The 25,124-nt window shown below is 63.5% G+C and carries 31 protein-coding genes; 23 read left to right on the forward strand and 8 right to left on the reverse strand.

Annotation, left to right across the window (positions count from 1 at the left end):
* Positions 1–116 precede the first annotated feature (116 nt).
* The 5 genes from IPK09_11810 to IPK09_11830 are packed head-to-tail and all read left to right on the forward strand — an operon-like array spanning position 117 to position 3,891.
* Positions 117–680: a YqgE/AlgH family protein gene (locus tag IPK09_11810; GenBank protein MBK7984298.1), complete on the forward strand. Its 564-nt coding sequence runs from the start codon at positions 117–119 to the stop codon at positions 678–680.
* On the forward strand, positions 664–1,152 hold the full coding sequence (gene ruvX / locus IPK09_11815; protein ID MBK7984299.1) for a Holliday junction resolvase RuvX: 489 nt from the start codon (positions 664–666) through the stop codon (positions 1,150–1,152). The genes IPK09_11810 and ruvX overlap by 17 nt, the downstream gene beginning before the upstream one ends.
* The gene (gene pyrR / locus IPK09_11820; protein ID MBK7984300.1) at positions 1,131–1,628 is read left to right on the forward strand and encodes a bifunctional pyr operon transcriptional regulator/uracil phosphoribosyltransferase PyrR; all 498 of its coding nucleotides are present in this window, start codon (positions 1,131–1,133) and stop codon (positions 1,626–1,628) included. Before ruvX ends, pyrR begins: the two co-directional genes overlap by 22 nt.
* The gene (locus IPK09_11825; GenBank protein ID MBK7984301.1) at positions 1,625–2,605 is read left to right on the forward strand and encodes an aspartate carbamoyltransferase catalytic subunit; all 981 of its coding nucleotides are present in this window, start codon (positions 1,625–1,627) and stop codon (positions 2,603–2,605) included. Before pyrR ends, IPK09_11825 begins: the two co-directional genes overlap by 4 nt.
* A complete protein-coding gene (locus tag IPK09_11830; protein ID MBK7984302.1) occupies positions 2,605–3,891 on the forward strand; it encodes a dihydroorotase in 1,287 nt (428 codons plus the stop codon). The genes IPK09_11825 and IPK09_11830 overlap by 1 nt, the downstream gene beginning before the upstream one ends.
* On the opposite strand, the gene IPK09_11835 is transcribed toward IPK09_11830, so the two are convergent.
* Both IPK09_11835 and IPK09_11840 read right to left on the reverse strand, forming a co-directional pair.
* On the reverse strand, positions 3,888–4,103 hold the full coding sequence (locus tag IPK09_11835; protein ID MBK7984303.1) for a Uma2 family endonuclease: 216 nt from the start codon (positions 4,101–4,103) through the stop codon (positions 3,888–3,890). The genes IPK09_11830 and IPK09_11835 overlap by 4 nt on opposite strands.
* A gap of 149 nt (positions 4,104–4,252) precedes the next feature.
* Positions 4,253–4,441 (reverse strand): hypothetical protein, encoded by a 189-nt coding sequence (locus IPK09_11840; protein MBK7984304.1) that lies wholly within the window; start codon positions 4,439–4,441, stop codon positions 4,253–4,255.
* Positions 4,442–4,514: 73 nt separating this feature from the next.
* Between IPK09_11840 and IPK09_11845 the strand changes: the two genes are divergently transcribed.
* Complete coding sequence (locus tag IPK09_11845; protein ID MBK7984305.1) at positions 4,515–5,213, forward strand: hypothetical protein; 699 nt, start codon at positions 4,515–4,517, stop codon at positions 5,211–5,213.
* 3 nt (positions 5,214–5,216) lie between these two features.
* Here IPK09_11845 and IPK09_11850 read toward each other — a convergent pair whose 3' ends face one another.
* Positions 5,217–6,257, reverse strand: a complete 1,041-nt coding sequence (locus tag IPK09_11850; GenBank protein MBK7984306.1) for a type IV pilus twitching motility protein PilT — start codon at positions 6,255–6,257, stop codon at positions 5,217–5,219.
* A gap of 121 nt (positions 6,258–6,378) precedes the next feature.
* Here IPK09_11850 and IPK09_11855 point away from each other — a divergent pair, with 121 nt between their 5' ends.
* The 16 genes from IPK09_11855 (at position 6,379) to IPK09_11930 (ending at position 18,418) form a co-directional block, all read left to right on the forward strand.
* The gene (locus tag IPK09_11855; protein MBK7984307.1) at positions 6,379–7,065 is read left to right on the forward strand and encodes a YggS family pyridoxal phosphate-dependent enzyme; all 687 of its coding nucleotides are present in this window, start codon (positions 6,379–6,381) and stop codon (positions 7,063–7,065) included.
* Between the two features lie 92 nt (positions 7,066–7,157).
* The gene (locus IPK09_11860) at positions 7,158–7,589 is read left to right on the forward strand and encodes a hypothetical protein (GenBank protein ID MBK7984308.1); all 432 of its coding nucleotides are present in this window, start codon (positions 7,158–7,160) and stop codon (positions 7,587–7,589) included.
* A gap of 72 nt (positions 7,590–7,661) precedes the next feature.
* On the forward strand, positions 7,662–8,495 hold the full coding sequence (locus IPK09_11865) for a pyrroline-5-carboxylate reductase (protein MBK7984309.1): 834 nt from the start codon (positions 7,662–7,664) through the stop codon (positions 8,493–8,495).
* On the forward strand, positions 8,492–9,046 hold the full coding sequence (locus IPK09_11870) for a YggT family protein (protein MBK7984310.1): 555 nt from the start codon (positions 8,492–8,494) through the stop codon (positions 9,044–9,046). Before IPK09_11865 ends, IPK09_11870 begins: the two co-directional genes overlap by 4 nt.
* Positions 9,047–9,050: 4 nt before the next feature.
* Positions 9,051–9,350 (forward strand): YggU family protein, encoded by a 300-nt coding sequence (locus tag IPK09_11875; GenBank protein MBK7984311.1) that lies wholly within the window; start codon positions 9,051–9,053, stop codon positions 9,348–9,350.
* Positions 9,351–9,502: 152 nt separating this feature from the next.
* Entirely contained in the window at positions 9,503–10,669 is a 1,167-nt protein-coding gene (locus IPK09_11880) for a homoserine O-acetyltransferase (GenBank protein ID MBK7984312.1), read from the forward strand.
* Entirely contained in the window at positions 10,659–11,252 is a 594-nt protein-coding gene (metW, locus tag IPK09_11885) for a methionine biosynthesis protein MetW (GenBank protein ID MBK7984313.1), read from the forward strand. Before IPK09_11880 ends, metW begins: the two co-directional genes overlap by 11 nt.
* A gap of 53 nt (positions 11,253–11,305) precedes the next feature.
* Positions 11,306–11,767, forward strand: coding sequence for a type II secretion system major pseudopilin GspG (gene gspG / locus IPK09_11890; protein ID MBK7984314.1), 462 nt, complete (start codon positions 11,306–11,308; stop codon positions 11,765–11,767).
* A gap of 26 nt (positions 11,768–11,793) precedes the next feature.
* The gene (gspH, locus tag IPK09_11895) at positions 11,794–12,309 is read left to right on the forward strand and encodes a type II secretion system minor pseudopilin GspH (protein MBK7984315.1); all 516 of its coding nucleotides are present in this window, start codon (positions 11,794–11,796) and stop codon (positions 12,307–12,309) included.
* Positions 12,306–12,776, forward strand: coding sequence for a type II secretion system minor pseudopilin GspI (gene gspI / locus IPK09_11900; GenBank protein ID MBK7984316.1), 471 nt, complete (start codon positions 12,306–12,308; stop codon positions 12,774–12,776). Before gspH ends, gspI begins: the two co-directional genes overlap by 4 nt.
* A gap of 7 nt (positions 12,777–12,783) precedes the next feature.
* Entirely contained in the window at positions 12,784–13,434 is a 651-nt protein-coding gene (gene gspJ / locus IPK09_11905) for a type II secretion system minor pseudopilin GspJ (protein ID MBK7984317.1), read from the forward strand.
* Positions 13,400–14,629: a type II secretion system minor pseudopilin GspK gene (gene gspK, locus IPK09_11910; GenBank protein ID MBK7984318.1), complete on the forward strand. Its 1,230-nt coding sequence runs from the start codon at positions 13,400–13,402 to the stop codon at positions 14,627–14,629. The genes gspJ and gspK overlap by 35 nt, the downstream gene beginning before the upstream one ends.
* A 6-nt stretch (positions 14,630–14,635) precedes the next feature.
* Positions 14,636–15,835 (forward strand): type II secretion system protein GspL, encoded by a 1,200-nt coding sequence (gene gspL, locus IPK09_11915; protein MBK7984319.1) that lies wholly within the window; start codon positions 14,636–14,638, stop codon positions 15,833–15,835.
* On the forward strand, positions 15,832–16,314 hold the full coding sequence (locus IPK09_11920) for a type II secretion system protein M (protein ID MBK7984320.1): 483 nt from the start codon (positions 15,832–15,834) through the stop codon (positions 16,312–16,314). The genes gspL and IPK09_11920 overlap by 4 nt, the downstream gene beginning before the upstream one ends.
* Complete coding sequence (locus IPK09_11925; protein MBK7984321.1) at positions 16,311–17,075, forward strand: type II secretion system protein N; 765 nt, start codon at positions 16,311–16,313, stop codon at positions 17,073–17,075. The genes IPK09_11920 and IPK09_11925 overlap by 4 nt, the downstream gene beginning before the upstream one ends.
* Positions 17,076–17,173: 98 nt before the next feature.
* Positions 17,174–18,418 (forward strand): lytic transglycosylase domain-containing protein, encoded by a 1,245-nt coding sequence (locus IPK09_11930; GenBank protein MBK7984322.1) that lies wholly within the window; start codon positions 17,174–17,176, stop codon positions 18,416–18,418.
* Between the two features lie 68 nt (positions 18,419–18,486).
* Here the strand turns inward: IPK09_11930 and IPK09_11935 are convergent, their stop codons facing one another.
* Positions 18,487–20,148: a hypothetical protein gene (locus tag IPK09_11935; protein MBK7984323.1), complete on the reverse strand. Its 1,662-nt coding sequence runs from the start codon at positions 20,146–20,148 to the stop codon at positions 18,487–18,489.
* Between the two features lie 1,122 nt (positions 20,149–21,270).
* On the opposite strand from IPK09_11935, the gene IPK09_11940 reads away from it, so the two are divergent.
* Positions 21,271–21,417: a hypothetical protein gene (locus IPK09_11940; protein MBK7984324.1), complete on the forward strand. Its 147-nt coding sequence runs from the start codon at positions 21,271–21,273 to the stop codon at positions 21,415–21,417.
* A 55-nt stretch (positions 21,418–21,472) separates the two neighbouring features.
* Here the strand turns inward: IPK09_11940 and IPK09_11945 are convergent, their stop codons facing one another.
* The 4 genes from IPK09_11945 to IPK09_11960 all read right to left on the reverse strand — a co-directional run bounded on the left by IPK09_11945 (position 21,473) and on the right by IPK09_11960 (position 25,100).
* Positions 21,473–22,105, reverse strand: coding sequence for a membrane integrity-associated transporter subunit PqiC (locus IPK09_11945; protein ID MBK7984325.1), 633 nt, complete (start codon positions 22,103–22,105; stop codon positions 21,473–21,475).
* A 91-nt stretch (positions 22,106–22,196) separates the two neighbouring features.
* Entirely contained in the window at positions 22,197–23,186 is a 990-nt protein-coding gene (locus IPK09_11950) for an MCE family protein (protein ID MBK7984326.1), read from the reverse strand.
* Complete coding sequence (locus IPK09_11955; GenBank protein ID MBK7984327.1) at positions 23,176–23,967, reverse strand: ATP-binding cassette domain-containing protein; 792 nt, start codon at positions 23,965–23,967, stop codon at positions 23,176–23,178. Before IPK09_11955 ends, IPK09_11950 begins: the two co-directional genes overlap by 11 nt.
* Positions 23,964–25,100 carry an MlaE family lipid ABC transporter permease subunit gene (locus IPK09_11960; GenBank protein MBK7984328.1) on the reverse strand — a complete coding sequence of 379 codons (1,137 nt, stop codon included), beginning with the start codon at positions 25,098–25,100 and terminating at the stop codon, positions 23,964–23,966. Before IPK09_11960 ends, IPK09_11955 begins: the two co-directional genes overlap by 4 nt.
* Positions 25,101–25,124 lie beyond the last annotated feature (24 nt).

Raw genomic sequence — 25,124 nt, forward strand, 5'->3', positions numbered from 1 at the left:
TCTCAATACTTTGCAGCAAGGCTCCGCCCTGGCGGGAAACCCCAGCACGCCACGGGTCCGAACGCGGCCACCCGCGCCCGCTTGTCAAGCAACCGGTGAATTCCGATACTATGACCATGATTGAAACCACCTATCTGACCAACCAGTTCCTGATCGCGATGCCGACCCTGGCCGATCCGAACTTTTTTCAGACGGTGACGTATATCAGCGAGCATAACGCCAGCGGCGCGCTGGGGCTGGTCATCAACCGGCCGCTGGACTTGTCGCTCGGCCAACTGTTGGAACATCTGGAAATCGTCACGGACCGCTCCGATCTCGCCACCCTGCCGGTCTACCAAGGCGGCCCGGTCCAACCGGAGCAAGGCTTCGTCATTCACAGCCCGGTCGGTCAATGGGGTGCGACCCTACAGGTTACCGAGCACATCGGCATCACCACTTCCCGAGATATCCTGCACGCGGTCGCCTGCGGCGAAGGACCTCAATATCTGCTGGTCACCCTCGGCTACGCCGGCTGGGGACCGGGCCAGTTGGAGCAGGAAATGGCGGACAACGCCTGGCTGTCGACCCCGGCCGATCGCGAGATTCTGTTTCACAAGCCCAGCGACCAGCGTTGGGCCGCCGCCGCCGCCTTGTTGGGAATCGACCTGAATTTGCTGTCCGCCCATGTCGGCCACGCCTGATCGCGGGGCGGCCGGCGCGACTCCGGCCTACCGGATCGCGCTAGGGTTCGACTTCGGTCGGGCTCGCATCGGCGTCGCCATCGGTGAAGCGGTGACCGGCTCCGCCCGCCCCCTGCACACCTTGCCGGTCCGCCAGCAGCGCCCCGACTGGAACGCCATCGAGCGGATCATCGCCGAATGGCGACCGGATGTGTTGGTGATCGGCGTGCCACGCCATGCCGACGACACCGCCAATGCCATCACTGAAGCCGCTTTGCGCTTCAGCCGCCAGTTACACGGGCGCTTTCGTCTGCCGGTGGCCACCATCGACGAGCGGCTGTCATCCTGGGAGGCCGAACGGCGGCGCTCCGAGGCCGACCCCGGCCGCCGCCGCGGCGCGGTCGCGTCCGACGCCGCGGCGGCCGCAGTCATTCTGGAAAGCTGGTTCAACCAACAACGGAATCCCCCCTCATGCGCGACGCTGAATTCCTGATCGAGGCCATGGCCGTACAACTGCGCGAGCTGCTGGTCCGGCGCGGCATCACCGATCCGGCGCTGGTCGGCGTTCACACCGGCGGGGTTTGGGTCGCCGACCGTCTGCGCCGGCGGCTTGGAGTGGTCGCGCCGCTGGGCAAGCTCGATATTTCCTTCTATCGCGACGACTTCAGCCGGATTGGCGTCAACCCCCAGGTTCGCCCTTCGGAACTGCCTTTCGATGTGGACGACCGTCATCTGGTGTTGGTCGATGACGTGCTGCATACCGGTCGCACCATCCGCGCCGCGCTCAACGAACTGTTCGATTACGGTCGGCCGGCTTCGGTGCTGCTGGCGGTGTTGGTGGATCGCGGCGGTCGGGAACTGCCGATCGAAGCCCACGTCGCCGGCTCCCGACTGGAACTGCCCTCCGACAGCCATATCCAACTGACCGGACCCGAACCCTTGCAACTGCTGCTTCAGAACGCCCCATGAGCGCCGCCAACGTGCAACTGGATGCTCAAGGCCGCTTGCTGCACTTCCTGACCGTGGAAGGGCTGAGCCGCCGCCATCTGACGGAGATTCTGGATACCGCTGAATCGTTGCACGGCGTGGCCGAGCGGCGGGTCAAGAAGCTGCCCACCCTGCACGGCAAGACCGTGGTCAACCTGTTTTTCGAGGCCAGCACCCGCACCCGCACCACTTTCGAACTGGCGGCCAAGCGGCTGTCGGCCGACGTGTTGACGCTCAATATCGCCACCTCGTCGGCGGTCAAGGGCGAAACCCTGCTGGACACCCTGCAAAACATCGAGGCGATGCAATGCGACATGTTCGTGGTGCGCCACCAGCAAAGCGGCGCGGCGGAATTCATCGCCCGCCACGTCAAACCGCACATCGCGGTCTTGAACGCCGGCGACGGCCGCCACGCTCACCCCACTCAGGGAATGCTGGACGTGTTCACCATCCGCCGCCACAAACCGGATTTCGGCAACCTACAAATCGCCATCGTCGGCGACATCCTGCATTCGCGGGTGGCGCGCTCGCTGATCCATGCCCTCAGCATTCTCGGCGCCGCCGAAATCCGGGTGGTCGCACCCCGCACCCTGTTGCCGGCCGAGGTAGAGAATCTGGGGGTGCGGGTGTTTCTCGACCCGCGCGAGGGTTTGCGGGATGTCGATGCGGTGGTGATGCTGCGCTTGCAACGGGAACGGATGGAAGGCGCGTTGCTGCCGACCGAACAGGAATTCTTCCAGCGCTATGGGCTGACCGAGGAGCGGCTGGCGCTGGCCAAGCCGGATGCTATCGTCATGCATCCCGGTCCGATCAATCGGGGGGTGGAAATCGACTCCCGGGTGGCCGACGGGCCACGCTCGGTCATTCTGGAACAGGTCACCAACGGTATCGCCGTGCGCATGGCGATCATGTCGATCACCTTGGGCAACCACGCCCGGCCAGCCGGGGAGAACCTCTGATGCGCACCGTCATTCGCGGCGGCCGGTTGATCGATCCGGCCCACCAGCTCGATGCGATCACCGATCTGTTCATCGCCGAGGGGCGGATCGCCGGAATCGGCCGCTCCCCGGACGGCTTCACGGCCGACCGGATCATCGACGCGAGCGAGCGCATCGTTTGTCCCGGCCTGATCGATCTTTGCGCCCGATTGCGCGAGCCGGGCCAAGAACACAAGGCGACCATCGCCAGCGAGGCGCGGGCCGCCGCCGCCGCCGGCATCACCACCCTGGTCTGTCCGCCCGACACCGATCCGGTCATCGACGAACCGGCGGTGGTGGAACTGATCCGCCGCCGCGCCGAGGCCGCCGGTCAGGCGCGGGTGCTGACCCTGGGCGCCCTCACCTATCGCTTGCGCGGGGAACGGCTGGCGGAAATGGCCGCGCTCAAGGACGCCGGTTGCGTCGGCGTCAGCGACGGCGGCCAGCCTATCGCCAATACGCTGGTGTTGCGGCGGGCGCTGGAATACGCCGCGACTTTCGGTCTGACGGTGTTCCTGACCCCACTCGATGCTTGGCTGGGACACGGCATGGCCCATGAAGGACGGATTTCGACCCGGATGGGCCTGTCCGGTATTCCGACGGCGGCCGAAACCGGCACCCTGGCCCGCGATCTCGAACTGATCCGCGATATCGGCGTACGCGTGCATTTTTGCCGGTTGTCCAGCGCGCGTTCCGTGGAACTGGTGGCGCGCGCCCGCGCCGAGGGATTGCCGGTGACCGCCGATGTCGCCATACCTCACCTCTATCTCACCGAAATGGATTTGGCCGGCTTCGACAGTCACTGCCACGTCCGGCCACCGCTGCGCGGCGCACGCGACCGGGACGCCTTGCGAGACGGCCTGGCCAAGGGGGTATTAGATGCCCTGTGCTCCGATCATCAGCCGCACGAACCCGACGCCAAGCAGGCGCCTTTCGGCGATACCGAGCCGGGCATCTCCGGCCTGGACACCTTGCTGGGATTGAGCGTGCGTCTGGCGCGGGATGCAACGCTCTCGTTGCCGACGATGGTGGAACGGCTGACCTGCGGGCCGGCGCGGATCTTGGGGATCGACAGCGGCCATCTGGGGACGGGCGCAACGGCCGACCTTTGCATCTTCGATCCCGACACCGACTGGCGGGTGACGGCTGACACCCTGCGCAGCCGCGGTCAGAACAGCCCGTTTCTGGGTTGGGAGCTGCCGGGCCGGGTCAGCCATACCTTGCTGGCAGGACAGGTGGTGTACGAGGCCGACCGTGGGCCGGCCTAAGGCAGCAAGTCGGCCGCGGCAACGCCATGATCCGGGCTAGCGTGCGGCCGCACGCGGTCCCCCCGTCGCAGCACCGCCAAGGATCGGTAGCCATCACCTTTAGGATCACGTTGGATTTCGAGGCGGCCGTCCCGGAGGTTGACGATCCAATACTCGCCAAGCCTGTTGCGCGCGTAGAGGGCCTGCCTGATTTTGCGACCCAGCGCCAGCAAGCGATCAGCCGCTGCGACGGCGGGCCCGGCGCTCGTCGGACCACCGCGCCTGTAATCCTGCGCCTCGCCGGAACCGCGGCAATACCCGGCTCGGGTTCCGAACTCTCATCAAGCACCAGCGGCATCTGGGTACGGAGAACATAGCCTTCCTAAAATGCGCCTCGCAAAACTTCTTCAATCGGCCAGCTAACAGTCGCAGGAAAGCTTTTTTGTGGCGGCATATCGACGACTCCATCCAGCAATTCCACGGGCTCTTCCGGTTGAAATACGTCCTGTAGCCCCATGTCTTCCTCTTGTTGCCGGGTCCAGCGATGGACCGGCGCCAGCATCGCGACCATTCGAGAACGCCTGCTTCAAGCATCGGGACCGGCGTTAGCGGCCGAAACAGACTGAACGATCAATGAGTGACTCATGAACGAAATCATAGCGGCGACCGACCGCATTCTGCTCCGTCAGGACTATCCCGGCGGCTATACCCTGCTGCGGGTCACCACCGAACTCGCCGCCCAAATCCTGCCGGGCCATGCGTTGCGGATCGACGGCGCGTTCTGGCCGGTGTTGCAGCCCGCGCCCGCGCGAGCGTGGGTGGAATGCCTGCAACGCGCTATCGCGCCCCCAGGCACAGGCCATCCCCTTTCCGTCAGCGGTCCGTTCGGCGAGCCGTTCGACCTTGACGCCGCCACCCCGCGCGCCTTGCTATTCGCGGATAACGACGGCCTCGCGCAGATCGTCTATCTGGCGCGAGCGCTACGCGCCCGGCAGCCTCGGGTCAAGCCTTTCGCGCTCTTCGACCTGCAACCGCCGCTGCCGTTTCGACCGCCGCCTTCCAAGATCATCACGCCCGGCTTGCCGGCCGGGGTCATCGCCGCGCTACCCTTGTTGGAGGATTGGGCCATTCCCAATCGGATCGCCTGTCCCGCCGGCGATCAGGCCGGCTGTTTCGAAGGTAAAGCCACCGAACTGGCCCAAAGCTGGCTGGACATCTCGCAAGGCGTGGCCGACGTGACCGCCTTCGCCTGCGGCGGCCACGCCCTGCTGGATGCCGTCCGCGAGTTGGCCGGCCGTTACCAGCTGGCCTGCCAAACGCGCGCCGCCTTGGGAGTTCATTAAGCCCTATTGTCGGAAAGAGGCTTTGTTCTGCGCATAGGTAATGGCCTCATCGCGATTGACTAGCCCCTTCTTGATCAGATCCAGCAAATGCTGGTCGAGGGTCTGCATCCCGTAGGCGGCGCCGGTCTGAATGGAGGAATACATCTGGGCCACCTTGTCTTCGCGGATCAGGTTGCGGATCGCTGGCACGCCGACCATGATTTCCCAGGCGGCGGTGCGGCCGCCGCCCTTTTTCTTGAGCAGCGCTTGCGAAATCACCGCCCGCAGCGATTCGGACAGCATCGAGCGCACCATCGGTTTCTCGCCGGCGGGGAACACGTCGATGATGCGGTCGATGGTCTTGGGGGCGGAACTGGTGTGCAGGGTGCCGAACACCAAGTGACCGGTTTCGGAGGCGGTCAGGGCCAGCCGGATGGTTTCCTGATCGCGCATTTCGCCGACCAGGATGATGTCGGGGTCTTCGCGCAGCGCCGAACGCAGCGCCTCGTTGAAGCCGAGCGTGTCGCGATGCACCTCGCGCTGGTTGATCAGGCAGCGCTGGCTCTGATGGACGAACTCGATGGGGTCTTCGATGGTCAGGATGTGACCGTACTCATTTTTGTTGATGTGATCGATCATCGCCGCCAGGGTGGTGGACTTGCCCGAACCGGTCGGGCCGGTGACCAGGACCAGACCGCGCGGGGCGGCGATCAAATCCCGGAATACCTGCGGGCAGCCGAGATCCTCCAGGCTCTTGATCTGAGTGGGAATGGTGCGGAAGACGCCGGCCGCGCCGCGATCCTGATTGAAGGCGTTGACGCGAAACCGGGCCAGCTTCGGGATCTCGAACGAAAAGTCGCACTCCAGAAACTCGTCGTAATCCTTGCGCTGCTTGTCGTTCATGATGTCATAGATCAGACCATGCACCATTTTATGGTCTAGCGGCGGCACATTGATGCGGCGCACGTCGCCATCGACCCGGATCATCGGCGGCAATCCGGCCGAAAGATGCAAGTCCGATGCATTGTTACTGACTGAAAAACCTAATAATTCGTCAAGGGTCACAGCCGGTGCTCCTAAGTATGCCGGGAATCGTCCGCCGGCGGACGGCTCTTAAAGCGGATTTCGAATAGTATATAGCGCAAAACCCTTGTAAACCGCCCGGTCATCCCCGAGAGACCTCAACATGAACAGCGATCTGCCCGCACGCTTGACAGCGGTTTTAGCCCGCATCCGTGCCGCCGAGCGCCGCTTCGAGCGCCCGGCGGGTTCGGTCCGGCTGCTGGCGGTCAGCAAAACGCAAACCGCAGCCGCCATCGCCCGCTTGGCTGGCGCGGGCCAGCACTGTTTCGGTGAAAACTATCTACAGGAAAGCCTGGATAAAATGCGCGAGCTGCTGGATCTCGACTTGGAATGGCATTTTATCGGCCCCATCCAGGCCAACAAGACCCGTCTCATCGCCGAACGGTTCGCCTGGGTTCACAGCGTGGATCGACTAAAAGTCGCCGAACGCCTGAGCGCGCAACGGCCCGGCTCGCTACCGCCCCTGAACCTCTGCCTTCAGATCAATATCAGCCGGGAAGACAGCAAACACGGCCTGGACGAGACGGAGGTTCCGGCCCTCGCCAAGGCGGTATCCACGCTGCCGCAACTACGGCTGCGCGGGCTGATGGCGGTTCCCGCGCCGGCGGCGGACTTCAACGCCCAACGCGAACCCCTGGCCCGGCTTCGCGTGATTCAAGAGCGACTGATCGCGCAAGATTTGCCGCTCGACACCTTGTCCATGGGCATGACCGACGATCTTGAGGCCGCCATCGCCGAAGGCAGCACGCTGGTGCGGATCGGCACCGCGCTCTTCGGACCCCGCGCCTGAACGAGCGGTTTGCAGTATGCTAAGTGTTTAACCAACCCGACCAGGTTCGAACCGACCCGCCAAAATCGTTTTGCCGCACTGGAAGCTGATCGATGCCGCCACCCGTTTCGAGCGTTATCTCTCGCATCGCCCGCCGTTTGGCAGGCTTGGCATTGCTGGCCGCGCCACTCCTCGCCGGAGCAGACGACAACTATTTGCGCGAGATTGAAGAAGAGGCCAAGCACCAAGCCACGATCCTGACCACCAGCCAACCCCTGCCCTCGCCATTTCAGGAGCCACCGGCGCCGCCCGCACCGCCGGTCGCCGGCGCGAGCACGGACGCGGCCCCCGAGCGATTGGCGTCGGGATTGGACCGGGCCGCCTTTGAAAAAGCGTTGCGAGACCGATTACCGAAAGAACGCTACGCCTCTTTTCAACGGCTCGGTAATGCCGATCAACAACAAGTTTACCAACATTATCAGAAAGATAGCGGCATCGCTAGCATCAGCGAGCAGATCGTCCGACTGGCGTCTGGAAAACCCTGAAGCCATTTGCGAGCACCTGCGTCACGGCGCTCGGTTCCCTTGGAAGCTACCCAAAAACACCACGAGGTGGTGATGACAGAGCTCTCAATCGCCTTCATCGGTGGAGGCAACATGACCCGCAGCCTGATCGGCGGCCTGATCGCCGGCGGCCACATTCCCGATCAGATCCAGGTGGCGGAGCCCGACGCCGGCCAGCGGGAGTTCCTGCGCAGCCGCTACGGAGTTCCCACCAGCGCCGACAACCCGGCCGTGATCGAACATGCCCAAGCCATCGTTCTGGCGGTCAAGCCGCAGATCCTACAGGAAGTCGCCCGGCAGCTCGCGCCTGAAATTCAACGCTGCCAGCCCCTGGTTATCTCCATCGCCGCCGGCGTGCGCGAGCCGGATTTGCGCCGCTGGCTGGGCGGCGGCAGCTTGGCTCTGGTGCGAACCATGCCCAACACACCGGCTCTGGTCGGCAGCGCCGCCAGCGCGCTGTTCGCCAACGAATTCGTCTCGGAAAAGCGCCGGCAACTGGCGGAATCACTGTTGCGGGCGGTCGGCGCGACGGTCTGGGTCGATGATGAAAGCCTGCTGGATACGGTGACCGCCTTGTCCGGCAGCGGGCCGGCTTACTTTTTTTTGCTGATGGAAGCACTGGAGCAGGCGGCGCTCGATTTGGGTTTGGATGCCGACACCGCTCGCCTACTGACGCTTCAGACCGCCTTCGGCGCGGCCAAGATGGCGTTAGAGAGCGTGGAAAGCCCCGCCATCTTACGCGCTCGGGTCACGTCGCCGGGCGGTACGACCGAACGCGCCCTGGCGATCCTGCGCGACGGCGGCGTCGAAACGCTGCTGGCCAAAGCGTTGGAGGCCGCCCGCCAGCGCGCCCACGAGTTGGGTGATTTATTGGGGAGACAACCATGACCGCCACTATCTTCCTGATTCAGACGCTTTTTGGGTTTTATATCCTGGCGGTGATGCTGCGTTTTCTGTTGCAATGCGTGCGCGCCGATTTCTATAACCCGCTGGTGCAATTTCTGGTTCGGATCACCAACCCGCTGCTGGTGCCGCTGCGCCGGATCGTTCCAGGTTATCGGGGCTGGGATTTAGCCTCAATCGTGCTGGCCTTCACCTTGCAACTGGTCGAAATCGCGGTGGTGACCCTGCTGCTGGGCCGGGATGCCAACATCGGCGGCTTGATGCTGTTGACCGTCATGGAACTGCTCAAGCTGCTGATCAATATTTATCTCTGGGGCGTGGTGATTCAGGCCGTTCTAAGCTGGTTTAGCCCCGACCCCTATCATCCGGCGGCGCGGGTGTTGGCCCAGCTGACCGCACCGTTACTGCGACCGGCCCGCCGCTTGTTACCGCCGATTTCCGGCGTGGACCTATCGCCCATGGTGGTGATCGTGGCTCTCATTTTCATCAGCCTGCTGCTTCAGGATTTCCTGGGATTTTGGCTCGGAGCCCGTTGAAAGCATGGAGCCGGGCTGGTATCGCTGGGAGGGCGCGGATTTGATCTTGCAGGTGCGCGCCCAACCGCGCGCCGGGCGCGACGAATGGCTGGAACCGCGCGGCGGCCGGATTTGCGTCCGAATTGCCGCGCCGCCGGTGGACGGCAAGGCCAACGCGCATCTGCGGGAATTTCTGGCCGCCCTGTTTGGAGTCGCGAAACACCAAGTGACCCTGTTGGCCGGAGAGACGGGCCGCGACAAGCGAATGCGCATCGCCGCACCGCGCCGGCTGCCGCCGGGAATCGGGCCTTCAAGCGCGCCTTAAGCGCCCTTGCAAACTCGCTCTTTCCAAAAAACTGAAAAACTTATGAATTGATCTTGAGTCCGGCCGTTGCCGCCAAACCCGCCGCCCATTAGACTGGACCTCCCGTTTTTACACGATCCCCCAAGCCTCTCACAACTCCGTTCAGAAGTACGATGCCGAACAATTTTCCCCCGGATTCGGTCGGGGTGGTCAGCCCCCAGACCGCGCGCTTCGTCGAACCGCTGGCGCTGGATTGCGGCCGTTCGCTGGCCGAATACGAAATCGTTTACGAAACCTATGGCGCCCTCAATGCCGCCGCCAGCAACGCTGTGCTGATCTGCCACGCCTTATCGGGCGACCATCACGTCGCCGGCTATCACCGGGACGGCGACCCCAGCAAACCGGGTTGGTGGGATAACTGCATCGGACCCGGCAAACCGATTGATACCGACCAGTTCTTCGTCGTGTGCTGCAACAATCTGGGTGGCTGCAAAGGCTCCACCGGCCCCACCGCCATCAACCCCGACACCCGCAAACCCTACGGGCCGGATTTCCCCATCGTCACCGTCAAGGACTGGGTGCGCAGCCAAGCTCGGCTGGCCGATCACCTCGGCGTCCGGCGCTGGGCGGCGATCGTCGGCGGCAGCCTCGGCGGAATGCAGGCCATGCAATGGGCCATCACCTTTCCCGACCGGGTGCGCCACTCGCTGGTGATCGCCGCCGCGCCGCGCCTGTCGGCCCAAAACATCGCCTTCAACGAAGTCGCGCGCCAGGCGATCCTGTCCGATCCCGATTTTCACCACGGCCACTATTACGAATTCGGCGTGGTTCCGCGCCGCGGCTTGATGATCGCCCGAATGTTGGGACATATCACCTATTTGTCCGATGAAGGGATGCGCGCCAAATTCGGCCGCGAGCTGCGCGAAGGCACCCCGAACTTCCACTTCAATTTCGACACCGAATTTCAGGTGGAAAGTTATCTGCGCCATCAAGGGCGCGCCTTCGTGGACCGCTTCGACGCCAACACCTATTTGCTGATCACCAAGACGCTGGATTACTTCGACCCGGCGGCCGACTTCGACCAGGATTTATCGGCCGCGCTCCACCGCGCCCAAGCGGGGTTCCTGGTCGTCTCATTCACCAGCGACTGGCGGTTCGCGCCAGCCCGCTCGCGCGAGATCGTGCGCGATCTGGTGCGAGCGGGCCGCGAGGTCAGCTACGTCGAAGTGCCGTCCGAATACGGCCATGACGCCTTTTTGATGCCGATCCCGCTTTATCACGAGGCCTTGCGCTCCTATCTGGTCAGAGTCGCCAGGGAGGTCAACGATCATGCGGCCTGAACTGGAACTGATCGGCGACTGGATCCGTCCCGGCGCGCGGGTGCTGGACCTGGGCTGCGGCGATGGCGCGCTGCTGTCCCATCTGCGCGCCCGCCGGCAAGTCAGCGGTTACGGCCTGGAAATCGATACCGCCAACATCGTCAAGTGCATTCAGGCCGGCGTCAGCGTGATTCACGCCGATCTGGAGGACGGTTTGGCGGACTTCGGCGACGCTAGCTTCGATTACGTCATCATGACCCAAACCTTGCAGGCGGTGCGCCATACCGAAGCGCTGCTGGATGAGATGCTGCGGGTGGGCCGTCAGGGTATCGTGACCTTTCCCAATTTCGGCTTTTGGCGCTGTCGGGCTCAGGTCGCCTTGCAGGGCTTGATGCCGGTGGTCAAGACCTTACCCTATCAGTGGTACGATACGCCTAACGTTCATCTGTTCACGCTCCGCGATTTTGAAGCGCTATGCCGACGCAAGCGCATCGATATCCTGGAACGCACGGTACTGGATCACGCCCACCGGACTTGGCTCGGGTCGCGGCTGTGGCCCAACCTGCTGAGTGAAATCGCACTGTACCGGCTCAGTCGCGCCTGAGCGGCCCGTATGCCGCATCCCAACCGCCCTTGGCTGGATTCTGGAGATTCGCGATGTTGACTACCCTGCTTGCCCTTCGCCGCCGCACTCACCCGCTCGTTCGCCCGCGCGGCTTCACCCTGATCGAAGTCATGGTCGTGGTGGTGATTCTCAGCATTCTGGCGGCGGTGGTGGTGCCGCGCATCATGGATAATCCCGACAAGGCCCGCGTAGTCAAAGCCAAGCAGGATATCCGGGTGCTCAAGAACCAACTGGATTTGTACCGCTTGCACAACTTCCGCTATCCGACCACCGAACAGGGCCTGGAGGCGCTGGTGCACAAGCCGGCGGACGCAACCCGCTGGCAGGAAGGCGGCTACCTCGATAAGCTGCCCAAGGACCCCTGGAGCAAACCCTATCAATATCTCAATCCCGGCCAGCACGGCGAGATCGACATCTATTCCCTGGGCGCCGACGGCCAACCGGGCGGCGAGGGCGTGGATGCCGACATCGGCAATTGGAATCTAGACGACTGACCGGTAACGAACCGCCGAAACATTCGATGATCGCCCCAGCGCGCGGCTTCACCCTGCTGGAAATCCTGATCGTGATGGTGCTGATCGGCATCATCACCAGCTTCGCCCTGCTCTCGGTCGGCGGCGGACCTCGGGAGCGCTTGGCGGAAGAAGCCCAGCGGCTGGCGGCGCTGGTCGAACTGCACCAGCAAGAAGCCACTCTGAGCGGCGAAACTCGCGGCATCCAATTCGCCCGAACCGGCTACGCCATCCTGCGTCAGGACGGAAAAGGAATATGGCAAGCACCGGCCGCTGCCGGGACTCTGATCCAGCATCAGTTACCCCCTGAAATCGTCCTGGGACTGTGGGTCGAAGGCCGGTTGGCGCCTCTGAAAGAATCTGCTAACCGGCCGCAGGTGTTACTGCTGGCGAGCGGTGAAACCACGGAATTCGTCGCCGTCTTCGGACTCGCCGACGAGCAAGGACGGGGGCCGGACGCTGCCCTGTATCGGGTCGCGAGCGACCCGATGGGCCGGCTGACGGCGGGCGCGGTCACCCGATGAAACGCGCGGCGGGATTCACCCTGCTGGAGGTATTGGTCGCGCTGGCGGTGTTGGCCATCGCCATGGGCGCGATCATCAGCGTCGCTACCCAGAGCGCCAATACGGTCGGTTATCTGCGCGATCAAACCTTCGCCGGCTGGGTCGCTCTCAATAAGATCAATGAATTGTTGCTCGATCCCGAAGCTTGGCCCGAACGAGGCGGGCGCAAGGGCAACAGCGAACTGGCCAACCGAACGTGGTTTTGGGAAACGCGCTTTCAAAAGACCTCGGATGCCGACCTCATCGCTCTGGAAATCGTGGTGCGCCCCCGCGAGGGCGGGTCGGTGCTGAGCGTGCTGACGGCCTTCAAAAGCCGCCCGCCCAAGGACGAAACCCCAGACCCCGCTGGCCCAGAACAAGCCGCTGCCCCGCCGCAAGAGCCGCCTGCGTCGGTTCCGACGGCCAAGCCCAAGCCGCCCTCGCCATGAGATTCGCATGAGATTCGCGGCGCGCGGTTTCACGTTGCTGGAGCTGCTGGTCGCCCTGGCGGTATTCGCCATCATGGCCACCGCCGCCTACAGCGGCCTGCGCAACGTTCTGGTCACCCGCAGCGTCGTGGAGACCCAAAGCCGCCGGCTGGCGCTGGTGCAACTGGCGGTTTTCCGGCTGGAGCAGGATATCGAGCAGGCGGTGCCGCGCGCCATTCGCGATGAATACGGCGAACCGCAGGCCGCGCTGCTCGGCGGCGAACTGGCCGGCGACCGGCTGACTCTGACGCGCGCCGGCTGGGACAATCCGCTCGGTCAGCCGCGCGCCGGCTTGCAGCGAGTTGCTTATCGGCTGCGGGACGGACGCTTGTGGCGGCTTTATTGGGATGTCCTGGATCGCGGTGGCTTGGGCGAACCGCGTGAAACCCTGCTGCTGGAGCGGGTCCGGGAATTCCGGGTACGCTTTCTCAAGGGCAAGGAATGGCAAAACGACTGGCCGTCGACGGCCAGCGATGGCGGCGGAGGCGGCCATGGCGGTGGAATCGGCGCTGAAAACGCCGCTCGGAAAAATCTCGACGCGCTGCCCCGCGCGGTCGAAATCAGCTTGACCCTGGAGGATTGGGGTGAAATCAGCCGCTTGTTGCCCCTACCCGGTTGACGCCGGGTCTGGCCGCCCTCCGTCGACCGTGCGGCTGGCCGGTTTTGAGCGCTCGCAAACCGGCGTCGCGCTAATTACGGTCTTGTTGATCGTCTTTCTGGCCAGCGTCACCGCGACCAGCCTCGCCGCCCTGCAACAGATCGCCATCCGTCGCAGCACGGTTCTCCAACACCAGCAGCAAGCCCGACTGTATACCCTGGCCATCGAACAGTGGGCGGTCCTCGTTTTAGCCCGCGACAGCCAGCAGAACGAGACCGACCACCTCCATGAGGAATGGGCTAACGCATCGTCGGCCCTGCCGGTCACAGAAGGCGTGCTCTCGGCCCAGCTCCGCGATCTCCAAGGTTGTTTCAATCTCAACAATCTATGGCAGTCCGCTTCCTCGGCGAGCGCGACCGGCTCCGAAGACCCCAATTCGGATGCCAACCCGGATGCCAACCCGGATGCCAACCCGGAAAATCCGTCGAAAGACGGTAAAGACCCCGCGAAATCGCGCCAAGACCCGCAGGCCGCCGCCAAGGAAGGCGTCAATCCGCCCAAAAAGCCGTCTTCAGAGCAATCAGCCAGCGACCCAGCTCAAGATCCCGAGGTCCAGTCGGGCAAAGCGCGCTTGAATCAGGTGCAATATCAAGTTTTTCAGCGCCTGCTCAGCGCGCTCGAACTCAAACCCGAGCTGGCGCAGGCTATCGTCGACTGGATCGATCCCGATCAAGACCCCATCTTTCCCGACGGTGCCGAAGATAGCGATTACAACGTGCTGACCCCGGCTTATCTGGCCGCCAACCGACCCCTGTCGAGCGTGACGGAGCTACGGTTGATTAAAGGCATGGATCAGAACGCTTACGATAAACTGGCGCCGCTGGTTTGCGCGTTGCCTTCCAAGACGCCTTTGAACGTCAATACCGCGCCAGCGCAAGTGCTGGCGGCTTTGACGGAAGGTAAAGACCCCAAGGCAATGGAGCAGCTGTTGAAAAACCGGCCAGCGGAGGGCTACAAAAACGTGGACGAGTTTCTGAACGCGGCCGAGCTGACCGTGGACGCCACCCTGAAAAGCCAACTCAGCGTCGCCACCCAACATTTTTTATTGCAAGCCGAGGCGCGGGTGGGCGACGGGCGCGCGATGTTATACAGTACTTTATATCGCACTAAAAACAGTGTCCGCGTCCGGCGGCGCAGCTTTGGCAACCAGGACTAAACAACTTTGCCCGCTCAATCGTTTTTTTTCCGATTGCTTTCCTCCGAACAGGCCGAATGGCGGCGTCCCGATGGCGGCATCCGGCGCGGCGCGCTCTCCGAACTCGCCGCGGAAGCCGCCGGAGCGCGACAGATTTTAGTCGCGCCAGGCGAGGCGATCATGCTGAACCCAGTAATCGTACCCAGTCGCAAACGGACGACCTGGGCTCGGGCCATCCCCTACGCGCTCGAAGATCAATTGGTCGAGGATATCGAGGCGCTACATTTCGTCCTGGGCAACACGCCGGAAGGCGACCGGCTGCCCGTGGCGATCGTCAACCACAGCGCACTGCGCGCTTGGCTGGATGTATGCCACCTAAACGGGATCGCTCCGGCCGCCGCCATCCCGGACATCCTACTGGTTCCCTGGCAGGAGGGCGACTGGAGCGTGCTGCTGGAAGACCGGCGGGCCGTGGTGCGGGTCGGTCGCTGGGAGGGTTTCGCCACGGAGCGGGATACGCTGGGACTGCTGCTGGATCGAACTCTGATCGAAGCGGACGCCAACCGGCCGCGGCGCCTGCGCATCTGGGGACGGAACGCCGCGCAATTCTCCGAACCGGCCTTGGCCGATCTCGAACGCCACATCGAAACGGAGCCTGTCGAAGCCTTGCCGCTGTTTGCCTCGGCTTTGCAGTCGGGCGCCGCGCTCAACCTGCTGCAAGGCCCGTATGGCAGGCAGAACCACTGGGGGCGCTGGCTTCGCCCCTGGCGGGCCGCCGCCGCCTTGGCGGGATTATGTCTGCTGGTGCAGGGCGTCACCACCGTCTACCAGCATTGGCGGCTGCGACAGGAATCAGTGGCGCTCGGCGCCGAGATGGAGCGCGTGTACAAGGACGCCATCCCTGAATCGACCCGCATCGTGAACCCCAAAGTCCAGATGGAAGCTCACCTGCGAGAGTTGCGTCCGAACACCGCCACCGCCGGCACTTTTCTGGAATTGCTGAATCGCGGCGCGCAGCCGGTCGCCAATTTCCAGGATGTCATCCTGCGCGGCTTCAGCTATCGCGATGGCCAGTTGGATTTATCCTTGCAGGGGGGTAACCCAGCGGCGCTGGACCAGCTGCGGCAACAGCTCAACCAGCAGCCCGGACTGCAAGCCGAAATGCGCACCACCCAGCGAGAAGGGCAAATCGAGAGTAAGGTCATCTTGAAAAAGGCGGCGTCATGAAGGCGTGGTGGGACACTCTCAGCACCCGCGAACGCGGTTTGCTGGCGGGCGGGGTGGCGTTGACCCTGCTATTGTTTTTCTACCTGCTGGTGTGGGAACCCTTTCAAACCAGCAACCGCCGCCTCCGGCAAAGCGTCGCCGAACAGCGCGCCGATTTGGCCTGGATGCGGCAGGCGGCCCAAGAGGTCAAGCGCCTGCACGGCATCGCCGGCGCGCAGCCCACGGACGGTCGTTCCCTGCTCACGCTAGTGGATCAGACGGCGCGAGCCGCGGGCTTGGGTAACGCCTTGAAACGGATCGCGCCGCAAGGCGATGACAAACTCAGCGCCCAACTGGACGCCGTCGAGTTCGACAAGCTCATCCCCTGGCTCGGCGTGTTGGAACATGATTACCGCATTACCATTAACAGCTTCAGCGTCGACCGCACGGATATCCCCGGACAGGTCAACGCCCGCCTCGTACTCGGTGGCCGCCCGTGAAAGGCATCGTAGGCTACGGACTGTTGGGATTGGCGGCTTTTCTGTTATTTCTCGTGCTCTTGGCACCCGCCACCCTGTTGACCGACCCACTCGGCCGGCGCTTGGCGGGTTTCAGCGTCCAAACGGTCGAGGGTACGGCGACTAAAGGGATGATGTCTGGCGTGCGCTGGCACGGCATTCGCATCGAACGCTTGTTTTGGCGCTGGCGGCCGCTAGCTTTATTCGGCGGCCGCTTGGAATTCAACCTGAAAGCCGACGATCCCGCGCTCAAGCTGACGGGAAACGCAGCCTTTGGCCTCAACCAGCAATTCAGCTTTCGCGACTTGGCCGGCCGGCTGCCTTTGGCGTGGTTCATCAATGGTGCTGGAGCGGCCAAACTACCGCTGGATGGGATCGGGGAATTCAATGTGCAGTATTTAGAACTGAACGAGGCCGGCCAGCCGCTGGCGGCGCGCGGCACCGCGCAGCTTCTGAACCTACGCGCCCTGTTGGGCCAGCCTCTGAACCTCGGCAATTATATGATCCAGCTCGATTCCGCCGGCGGCGCCGAAGGCGTTCAAGGCAAGCTCAAGGACAGCGATGCGCCACTGGCATTGGATGGGACGCTGAGCGTGCTGGCGGGCGGTCGCTACCGGCTCAACGGCCAGATCGCCTTGCGCGACGCCGGCAACGCGGCCTTGCGCCAGGCGCTCAATCTGTTAGGGCCATCCGGTGGCGATGGCCGCTGGGCTTTGAATTTCTCGGGGGCGCTGGCTCCGTAACAAGGCGTCTCACCCGCCACTGCCTCACCCGACCGGACTCACTTCAACCGATCATGATTTCTGTTTATTGCGACGAGACTACCAGGGAGTAACCGTCGATGCGCTCAAGAACACGCGGATTGCTGACCTTTCTGACGATGCTGGTGCTGGCCGCTTGCGCCACCGAACCCTCGTCGCCGACCGTCAAACTTTTGCCTTCGCTGGCTTTATCGGCCGATTCCGCGTTCCCGGCTCACTCGGAACTCCAGCCACAGGTTACTTTCTGGCGTAACGTATACACGACTTGGAAACAAAACCAGGTCGTGTTACACGATGACCGGTATCTAGATATCATCTACGGGGTCCTCACGCTACCCGGCGCGAGCGGCGATGAAAGTCAGACCGCCGATCAGAAAGCGTTCATTAAAGGCCACTATGAAACCCTCAAGGACCTGTTGCGTCAGGTTGAGACCAAAACCGCCACCAACCTTGCCCTGACTCCGTCCGAACAGGCGCTTGCCAACACCATCAAGAACAGCGGCGGCGGCGCTGGCGCTCTGTTCGGCGCCAGCGACCGTCTGCGCACCCAGCGCGGGCTACGCGAACGTTTCAAGCGCGGGCTGGAAATCAGCGGTCGCTACGACGCCACTTTCCGCAAGATCTTTTACGAAGCCGGACTGCCCGAGGATTTGGCTTACCTGCCGCATGTCGAATCGTCCTTCCAAAATCACGCGGCCTCTTCGGCGGGCGCGGTCGGTATGTGGCAATTCATGCCCGGCACCGCGCGGCGCTTCGGGATGCTCAACGCCGCCGTGGACGAGCGGCGCGATCCGGTGGCCGCCGCGCACGGCGCGGCTCGCTACTTACGAGATGCTCACGACAGTCTGGGCAGTTGGCCGCTGGCGTTGACCTCCTACAACCACGGCGTGGGCGGTATGCGGCGCGCTCAGGATGCGATCGGCAACGATTTCGCAGCGATCGTGAGGGGTTATGACGGACCCGGTTTCGGTTTTGCGTCGCGTAATTTTTACGCTGAATTCCTGGCGGCGCGCGAGATCGCTCGAAACCCGCAGCGTTACTTTCCGGAAGGCGTCCGTTTTGAGCCGCCGTTGAATCTGGATCGAGTACGGCTGCGCCAAACCGTGGATATTTCAACTCTGGCCAGCTATTACGATGTCAATGCCTGGGAGCTGGGCAGCCTGAATCAAGCGTGGAATTCAGCGGCCCAACAAGGGCGCATTTCTCTGCCCGCCGGCACCATGGTGTGGCTGCCCGCCGGTTCGATCACCCGGCTCGCCCAAAAGGGCACCACCGAACAGGCGCTAGTCTTGGCCGACACCCTCACCACCGCCCGCTTGCGCTAACCATCAGTCGATCTTAGGCCAAGACCCCTCCGTTTGGAGGGGTCTTGGCCTTATCCTTCAACGACGGCTCAACCGATTTTTTTAAGCAAGTCCGTGGCCCGCTGTTTTTGAGAAGCGCCACCCTCCGACAGCACTTCTTCCAGCAAACCGCGCGCGCCCACCTGATCGCCCATATCAAGATAGGCCGTCGCTAAATCCAGTTTGGTCTCGACATAATCGGTCGTATCCATCGCATCGCGCGGCGGCGCGGCCGCCGTTTTGCCCAGTTCGATGGGTTGGTTGCCAAAATCGGGCAAGCTCTTCTCATCCAGTCGCAGTGAGATCTCGCTTCCCGGTTTTCCAAGCTCTTGAGTGACATCGGAGAAGTCGAAACCCTTGTCGAGGGAAGGTCCCGGACCCGTTGGAACCGTGGGAATCGTCTGTTTATCCACCACGGAAGGCGTAGCCATGATAGACGCGAAAGACCTTCTGGAAGCGGGCTCGGTCGCGGGCTCGGGCATGTCGATCGCCGATGGTGGGCTGAGCGGCCCTCTTCCGGGCGCGCCCGGCTTCATTTCCAGCGGGGGCAACTCGACCGACTGCGATCCGGTCTGCTGCATTCCCAAGTCGCCGAAATCGAAATCGAAACCATCCAGCCGCAACTCGGACGGCAGTTCCGTCGCAGGCGGTCTGTTTGGCTCCAGTTGCGCCGGCGGCTGTTCGGTCACGCGTCCGGTCGGTTTGCGGGTGGCGGACGCGGTGACGGGTTCGGCGTCTGGCAGCCGCGCCTCATTAAGATTCAGCGTGGGCGTAGGCAGCGGCTTATTGCCGCCAAAGGCCGGCATGGGTTCGTCGATGCCAAAATCGATTTCCTTGAGTAATTCAGTCACCGACTGCGGGTGTGGCGCCGCTGGTCGAGGTGCCGCCGCCATGGCGGCAACCGCGGCGGCGCTCGCCTTGGCCGCCTCTACCGGCGTGGCGGACCCCTCGACATTGAGCGGTAAAGGTCGCGTCAAATTGGCTTCGCGCAGCTGCGGCTGGGTCAGCGGCTCCGCAGGCCCCTTAGTCGCGACGGTCGCCGGCGCGCTGGCCGGTTCCGAAATTGGCCTGGTGGGCGAGTCAATCGGCGACGCGAGCGACTCCGTGCGAGCGGACCGACGCAGCAGAGGTAGCAATACGACCGCACCGATCGCCAGTCCGATCAACGCCAGCGCCAGCCAGACCAGCGGATTGTCCAGCCAACTGCCCTCCGGCTCCACCACAGGTTGCACCGGCGGCTTGACGGTTGGAGACGGAGCGGGCGCGGGCGTTGGTGCTTCGGCCGCGACCGGCGGCTTGGGCGCGGAGCTGGCTGCGGGCGCGGTGCTGCCGGGCGCCGACTCCGGCTGCGGAATGGTGGCTTGAGGGACGATTTCCTTGGGTTGCTCGGTCGGCGACAGTATCGAAGGCGGCGCGCTCGGCGGCGTTCCCGTCACGCTGGAAGCAGCCAGCGGCGGCGCGGCCAACGTTGGAACCGCCAGCGGCGGCTTAACGTCCGGCGAGACGCTCGCCAGACTGGGCGGCGGCGGCGCCGCCGAAGGTTCGGTGAGAGACGGGACAGGCGTCGTTGCGGCGCTAGTCGGCGGTGGAGGAGCGCCTTGCACCCCCAACGCCTGAGCGGCCGGCACCTTGAGCACCGCCCCACGGCGCAGGGCATTCGGGTTGCCGCCCGCGAACGCTCCTGGATTGCCAGCCAACAAAATCGACATCATCTGCCGCAGGTTGACATCGGACGCAGGGCGAACCCGATTGGCGATTCCCAGCAACGTTTCACCCGGCCGAACCGGGCCGTACAGCGAAGCGCCTTCGAAACTCACCGGCGGCGCGGGCGGAAGCTCCAACGCCGGGCGCGGTGGCGCGGGAGTCGCGGCGACCGGAGCCTTGACCGGCGGCGGCATCACCGGCGGCGGTAGCGGCGGCGGCGGCGGCTGGCGGTCGGCATACAATTCCGGATCGACTTGGACCGTGAACTCCCGGATCAACCGGCCGCGCGACCAGACCACTTCCAACAGCATATTGAAATTCGGTTCCCGAATCGGCTCGACGGAGCTGATCCTGATGAGATTCGGGCCTCCGGGCGGCGTTTCGACCGCAAAGCGCAGCTTTGAAAGCAAAGCCAAGCGCTCGACTCCAGCCTGATCGAAATCCTGCTGGCGAGGAATCCGAACGGTCAGACCGTTGAGTTCGCCAGGATTGCTGACGATCAGCGGAATATCGGCCTGAAAGTTCTGATTGAGCGCCGAACGCACGGCGAGCGGACCGACGCCCAGGGCGAAAGCGCACAACGGCGCCGCCAGCCCGGCCAAGAGGGTTAGTCGGAATAATGTCCTGGTCGGCATGAACCTGTCTCCATTCCACCGCCGAACGGCCCAAGACCTGGCGGGATTGGCTTGGATGCCGCCGCCGGCCCACTCGGGTCGGCGGCTGTCCCACTTCAAGCCGGCGGCAGCGCCCAAGGGCTTGAAGCTTCCCCTTAAAGATACTCCCCAACGAGGAGTTTTTCAGCGCGAGCAGCAACCGGCGCTTTCGCAAACAGCCGACGGGTGGCTTCGGGTGGGCTCGCGGGGCGGCGAGCTTTCCGCGCAAGGCGTCGGAGAATTTCACCCGCGCTCGTCACGCTCTGATGATAGCGCCATTTTTACATTCAATACATCCTTTCCTCGCGCGCGGCACCATCGACATTACAATTTTATAGACTTGCATACGCTAAATCTTGCCATCCGGCCGATACAGCGCTGACTATTCGCATCCTGCTGGTCGAAGATGAACCGTCCATCGCCGAACTTGTCGAGTTCGCCTTGGCGAGCGAAGGTTTCCAGATGACGTGACGCACGTTGGCCGGGGGTGCCGAAGCCGAATTACAACGCGACGCCTACGCTCTGATCGTGCTTGATGTCGGCCTACCGGACGGTTCCGGGTCGGAGCTGCGCAAACGGCTGCGCCGAATCTCGGCGGTGCTGGCTTGTTCTTTGCCGGCCTGACCTGAAAACGCGGCAGCGATGCCGCCTTTCTCAGCCGGGGTTCGGATATCCCCGGTCAGCCCGAATACCGCAACGCGAAGGGCAGCATGTCCGTCAACAGTTTTTGGACGGCGGCGTTAGCCGCCCGCGCCGCGCCGTAAGCATCCTCGCTAGGCGCTGGCTCCACCGCCTCGAACACCTGCGTTCCCAGCACATAACCGTTTTTCATACCGATCACCTTGATCCGGGCGGTCAGCCTGACTTGGCTAGGTCGGACCGAGAACTCCTGCTGCAAGCGAATCACTTCCACATCGACCCGCAGATCGGTCAATGCTGACGCGGGGGGTGACACTACGGCCTTGAAAGCGCCCGTGCGCTCGAACGCCCGCACCAGAATGGGCAGCAGCATCTTCGAGGGGGTGTCGCTCCAGACGTTATCTTTATAATAATCCAGCTTGAGCGGCTCCCTGGTATAAGCAATGCGATTGGAATCGAAGCCCGGCGCTGCCTTCGGCACGGTCACCAACAAGGTCTTGTCGCTGGAGCGCCGCGCCAGCGGCGGCGCGTAAGTACCGACGTCCAAAAGAAACGCTTGCGGCGGTGAGGATGGGTCTTGCAGCAGCGAGCAGCCCGCCAAAACCAACGACCCCAACAGCACCCAAATCCGGCGACGCGCCTTTGCCCTCGACCGAACCCTCGCGACCATCATGCTCGTTCTCCCCGTTTCGAATTTAGCGCCATCGCGCCGTCCGCGCCCCATGTGGGCTCCACCCACAAAGCGAAAATTTTTGTCCGCACTCTCATTTTTCACCCGGCCCTGGCCGGCCGCTAGGCTTGCCCAGCAATAAGGCGCGGGGATTTTGTTCCAGCAGCTCGGCCAAGCGTTGCAAAGTTCCCACCAGATCGTTGACTTGTACCAGTAGCCCGTTTAATTCGGGCAGAGTGCTCTGCCCCAACCGCCGCAGTTCCTGCTGTCCGGTTTCAGCCGCGCCGCTCAAGGCCAAACTGGTTTGATTGAACGTCTCCGCCGTCTTGCGCACCGCCTGGGCGCTGGCGCGGAAATCAGCCAGCGTCGTTTGCACTTGCGCGCTCAAATCACCGGATTTTTCCAAGGTCGACGCCAGCTGTTCCAGCGATTTGCTCAGCCGTTGCGCGAGCTTGACCAGCTCGCTGGTAAATGTTTCCAGATTGGTCAACGTCCGCTGGATGGTTTCAGGCCGGTCGGCCGCCGCCCCGGTGATGGTGCGCACGTTGCGCAGAATCTCGCTCAGCGCGAGCTGATTTTCGTCGCCTAGCAACCGCTCCAGCCGCCCCGACAGATTGTTGACGTTGGTCAGGATATTGTTGAAGGCATCATCCAGCCGCGCCACCAGCGACGGCCCGGCCTGGATGACCGGCAGATCTTGGCCCGGTCTTTTTTCCAGCGGCGGCGATTGGGCCCGACCGCTGCTCAATTCCACCGACGCCACGCCGGTCAAGCCCCGAGTGGACAACGTGGCGATGGTGTCGCGGCGGATCGGGGTGCCGCGCTCGATATCCAGCACCACGTCCACCTGATCGGGATTGTTGGCGTCCAGTTGGATGGATTCCACCTGCCCTACTTGCACGCCGCGATAGCGAACCGTCGCCTTGGGGTTCAGACCGGCGACCGATTCCTGAAAATACACCCGATACCGGTCGTAGACTTTGACCTCACCACCCACCGTCAGCCAGAACACCACACCCAGCAGCGCCGCGCCCAGCAGCAGCACGAACAGCCCAACCAGCATGTAATTGACTTTACTCAGCACGCCTGTTCCCCGCCGCGCGGCCGCGCGGCCCCTCGAAGTAAGCCCGGATCAACGGGTGCTCGGCTTGCGTCAATTCTTGCATCGGGGCGTAAGCGATCACCCGCTTCTCGCCCAGAAACGCCACCCGGTCGGTCGCCTGCCACAGCGTATCCAGGTCGTGGGTCACCATCACCACGGTCAACCCCAGCGACTCCTTAAGCTGCACCACCAGTTCGTCGAACGCGCCGGCGCTGACCGGATCGAGGCCGGCGGTCGGCTCGTCCAGGAACAGCAAAGCCGGGTCCAGCGCCAGAGCGCGGGCCAGCGCCGCCCGTTTCAGCATCCCGCCGCTCAACTCGCGCGGCAGCTTGCCGCCAGCGTCCGCCGGCAATCCCGCCAAGGCGATCTTCAAATCGGCGATTTCGGCGATTTCCTTGGCCGCCAGCGCGGTATGCTCCCGCAGCGGCACGCCCACATTTTCCCGTACCGTCAGCGAACTGAACAACGCCCCCTGCTGGAACAGCATCCCGAACCGCCGCCGCAACTGAAAGGCCGCGCGCGCGCCGATCCCGACGATTTCCTGGCCGAACAGCTCGATCGAGCCGCTGATCGGCTGGAGCAGCATGATGATCGAGCGCAGTAGCGTAGTCTTGCCGGAGCCGGAGCCACCGACCAAGGCCACGATTTCGCCCTGGCGGATGTCGAGATTCAGCTTGTCGTGAATGATCGTCGAACCAAAGCCGGTGCGCAGATTGCGAATGACGATCACCGACGATTCTGGTTCGGCGGGCTGTTTTTTCATAGGCCCACGCCGCCCAGCACCACCGAGAATAGCGCATCGGCGGCGATCACCAGGAAAATCGACTGCACCACGCTGACCGTGGTCTGCCGGCCGACGCTATCGGCGCCGCCGCGCACGTGGAAGCCCTGATAGCAGCCGACCAGCGCGATGATGGCGGCGAACACCGGCGCTTTGCCGACTCCCAACAAGAACGAGGTTAAGGTCACCACCTGCGGCACCCGATCCAGAAAATCGCTGAAATTGACAGCCAGCAGCGTCTGGGCCATGACCATGCCACCGAACACGCTGAGCGCGTCGGCGAACACCGTCAGCAACGGCAGCGCGACCACCAGCGCCAGCAATTTGGGTATCACCAGCAAGTCCATGGGCGAAATGCCGATGGTGCGCAGCGCGTCCACCTCCTCGGTGATCTGCATGGTGCCGATCTGGGCGGTATAGGCCGAGCCGGTGCGGCCGGCGACGATGATGGCGGTGATCAGCGGCGCCAGCTCGCGCAACATGGTCAGCGAGATCAGCTCGACGATGAAGATGTTGGCGCCGTAGGCCTTGAGCTGCTGGCCGCCCTGGTAGGCGATGACCACGCCCATCATAAACGACAGCAACGCGATGATCGGCAGCGCGTTGACGCCGGCATCCTCGATATTGCCAAACAGCGCCCGCCAACGAAATCGGCCGGGCCGCAGCAGCAAGCGGCCCAGCGCCACCGCCGCCTCGCCGACGAAGCTCAGAAAGACCGTACTCGCGCTCAGGTGAAATGCAACCAACCTCCCCAGCCGCTCCAACGCACCCAGCCGCACCGGCGGGGCCGCTGCAACCCCGGCACTGGCGCGGCGTTCCCGAACCAACTCCAGCAACGCCTGATGTTCCGCGCGCAATCCAACCAACCGGACCGGCCGACCGGTCTGTTCCAGTTCGACGACGAGGTTGAGCAGGCGCAGCGCGCCGGTGGTATCGATGGCACGGACGGCGGAACAATCCAGATCCAGCGCGCCAGACGGCCAGCGCACGCTTTGCAGGCGGCGGTCGAGACCCTGAATTCCATCGAGCGTCCAGCCGCCCGCGCACTGACACCGCTCCACCGCGCAGCGCACGACGGCGGAATCGATCGAGGGCGATGAAGGAACGGCCACCATGCGAAAGCTGTCGTCTGAGTGGGT

It is taken from the genome of Candidatus Competibacteraceae bacterium, assembly GCA_016713505.1.
In the GTDB taxonomy this organism is placed as follows: Bacteria; Pseudomonadota; Gammaproteobacteria; order Competibacterales; family Competibacteraceae; genus Competibacter_A.

Bases quoted from the DNA above. Each gene is read 5' to 3' on its own strand.
- IPK09_11810 (MBK7984298.1), top strand. From the start codon at position 117: ATGATTGAAACCACCTATCTGACCAACCAGTTCCTGATCGCGATGCCG.
- ruvX (MBK7984299.1), top strand. From the start codon at position 664: ATGTCGGCCACGCCTGATCGCGGGGCGGCCGGCGCGACTCCGGCCTAC.
- pyrR (MBK7984300.1), top strand. From the start codon at position 1,131: ATGCGCGACGCTGAATTCCTGATCGAGGCCATGGCCGTACAACTGCGC.
- IPK09_11825 (MBK7984301.1), top strand. From the start codon at position 1,625: ATGAGCGCCGCCAACGTGCAACTGGATGCTCAAGGCCGCTTGCTGCAC.
- IPK09_11830 (MBK7984302.1), top strand. From the start codon at position 2,605: ATGCGCACCGTCATTCGCGGCGGCCGGTTGATCGATCCGGCCCACCAG.
- IPK09_11840 (MBK7984304.1), bottom strand. From the start codon at position 4,441: ATGGTCGCGATGCTGGCGCCGGTCCATCGCTGGACCCGGCAACAAGAG.
- IPK09_11845 (MBK7984305.1), top strand. From the start codon at position 4,515: ATGAACGAAATCATAGCGGCGACCGACCGCATTCTGCTCCGTCAGGAC.
- IPK09_11855 (MBK7984307.1), top strand. From the start codon at position 6,379: ATGAACAGCGATCTGCCCGCACGCTTGACAGCGGTTTTAGCCCGCATC.
- IPK09_11860 (MBK7984308.1), top strand. From the start codon at position 7,158: ATGCCGCCACCCGTTTCGAGCGTTATCTCTCGCATCGCCCGCCGTTTG.
- IPK09_11865 (MBK7984309.1), top strand. From the start codon at position 7,662: ATGACAGAGCTCTCAATCGCCTTCATCGGTGGAGGCAACATGACCCGC.
- IPK09_11870 (MBK7984310.1), top strand. From the start codon at position 8,492: ATGACCGCCACTATCTTCCTGATTCAGACGCTTTTTGGGTTTTATATC.
- IPK09_11875 (MBK7984311.1), top strand. From the start codon at position 9,051: ATGGAGCCGGGCTGGTATCGCTGGGAGGGCGCGGATTTGATCTTGCAG.
- IPK09_11880 (MBK7984312.1), top strand. From the start codon at position 9,503: ATGCCGAACAATTTTCCCCCGGATTCGGTCGGGGTGGTCAGCCCCCAG.
- metW (MBK7984313.1), top strand. From the start codon at position 10,659: ATGCGGCCTGAACTGGAACTGATCGGCGACTGGATCCGTCCCGGCGCG.
- gspG (MBK7984314.1), top strand. From the start codon at position 11,306: ATGTTGACTACCCTGCTTGCCCTTCGCCGCCGCACTCACCCGCTCGTT.
- gspH (MBK7984315.1), top strand. From the start codon at position 11,794: ATGATCGCCCCAGCGCGCGGCTTCACCCTGCTGGAAATCCTGATCGTG.
- gspI (MBK7984316.1), top strand. From the start codon at position 12,306: ATGAAACGCGCGGCGGGATTCACCCTGCTGGAGGTATTGGTCGCGCTG.
- gspJ (MBK7984317.1), top strand. From the start codon at position 12,784: ATGAGATTCGCGGCGCGCGGTTTCACGTTGCTGGAGCTGCTGGTCGCC.
- IPK09_11920 (MBK7984320.1), top strand. From the start codon at position 15,832: ATGAAGGCGTGGTGGGACACTCTCAGCACCCGCGAACGCGGTTTGCTG.
- IPK09_11930 (MBK7984322.1), top strand. From the start codon at position 17,174: ATGCGCTCAAGAACACGCGGATTGCTGACCTTTCTGACGATGCTGGTG.
- IPK09_11935 (MBK7984323.1), bottom strand. From the start codon at position 20,148: ATGATGTCGATTTTGTTGGCTGGCAATCCAGGAGCGTTCGCGGGCGGC.
- IPK09_11945 (MBK7984325.1), bottom strand. From the start codon at position 22,105: ATGATGGTCGCGAGGGTTCGGTCGAGGGCAAAGGCGCGTCGCCGGATT.
- IPK09_11955 (MBK7984327.1), bottom strand. From the start codon at position 23,967: ATGAAAAAACAGCCCGCCGAACCAGAATCGTCGGTGATCGTCATTCGC.
- IPK09_11960 (MBK7984328.1), bottom strand. From the start codon at position 25,100: ATGGTGGCCGTTCCTTCATCGCCCTCGATCGATTCCGCCGTCGTGCGC.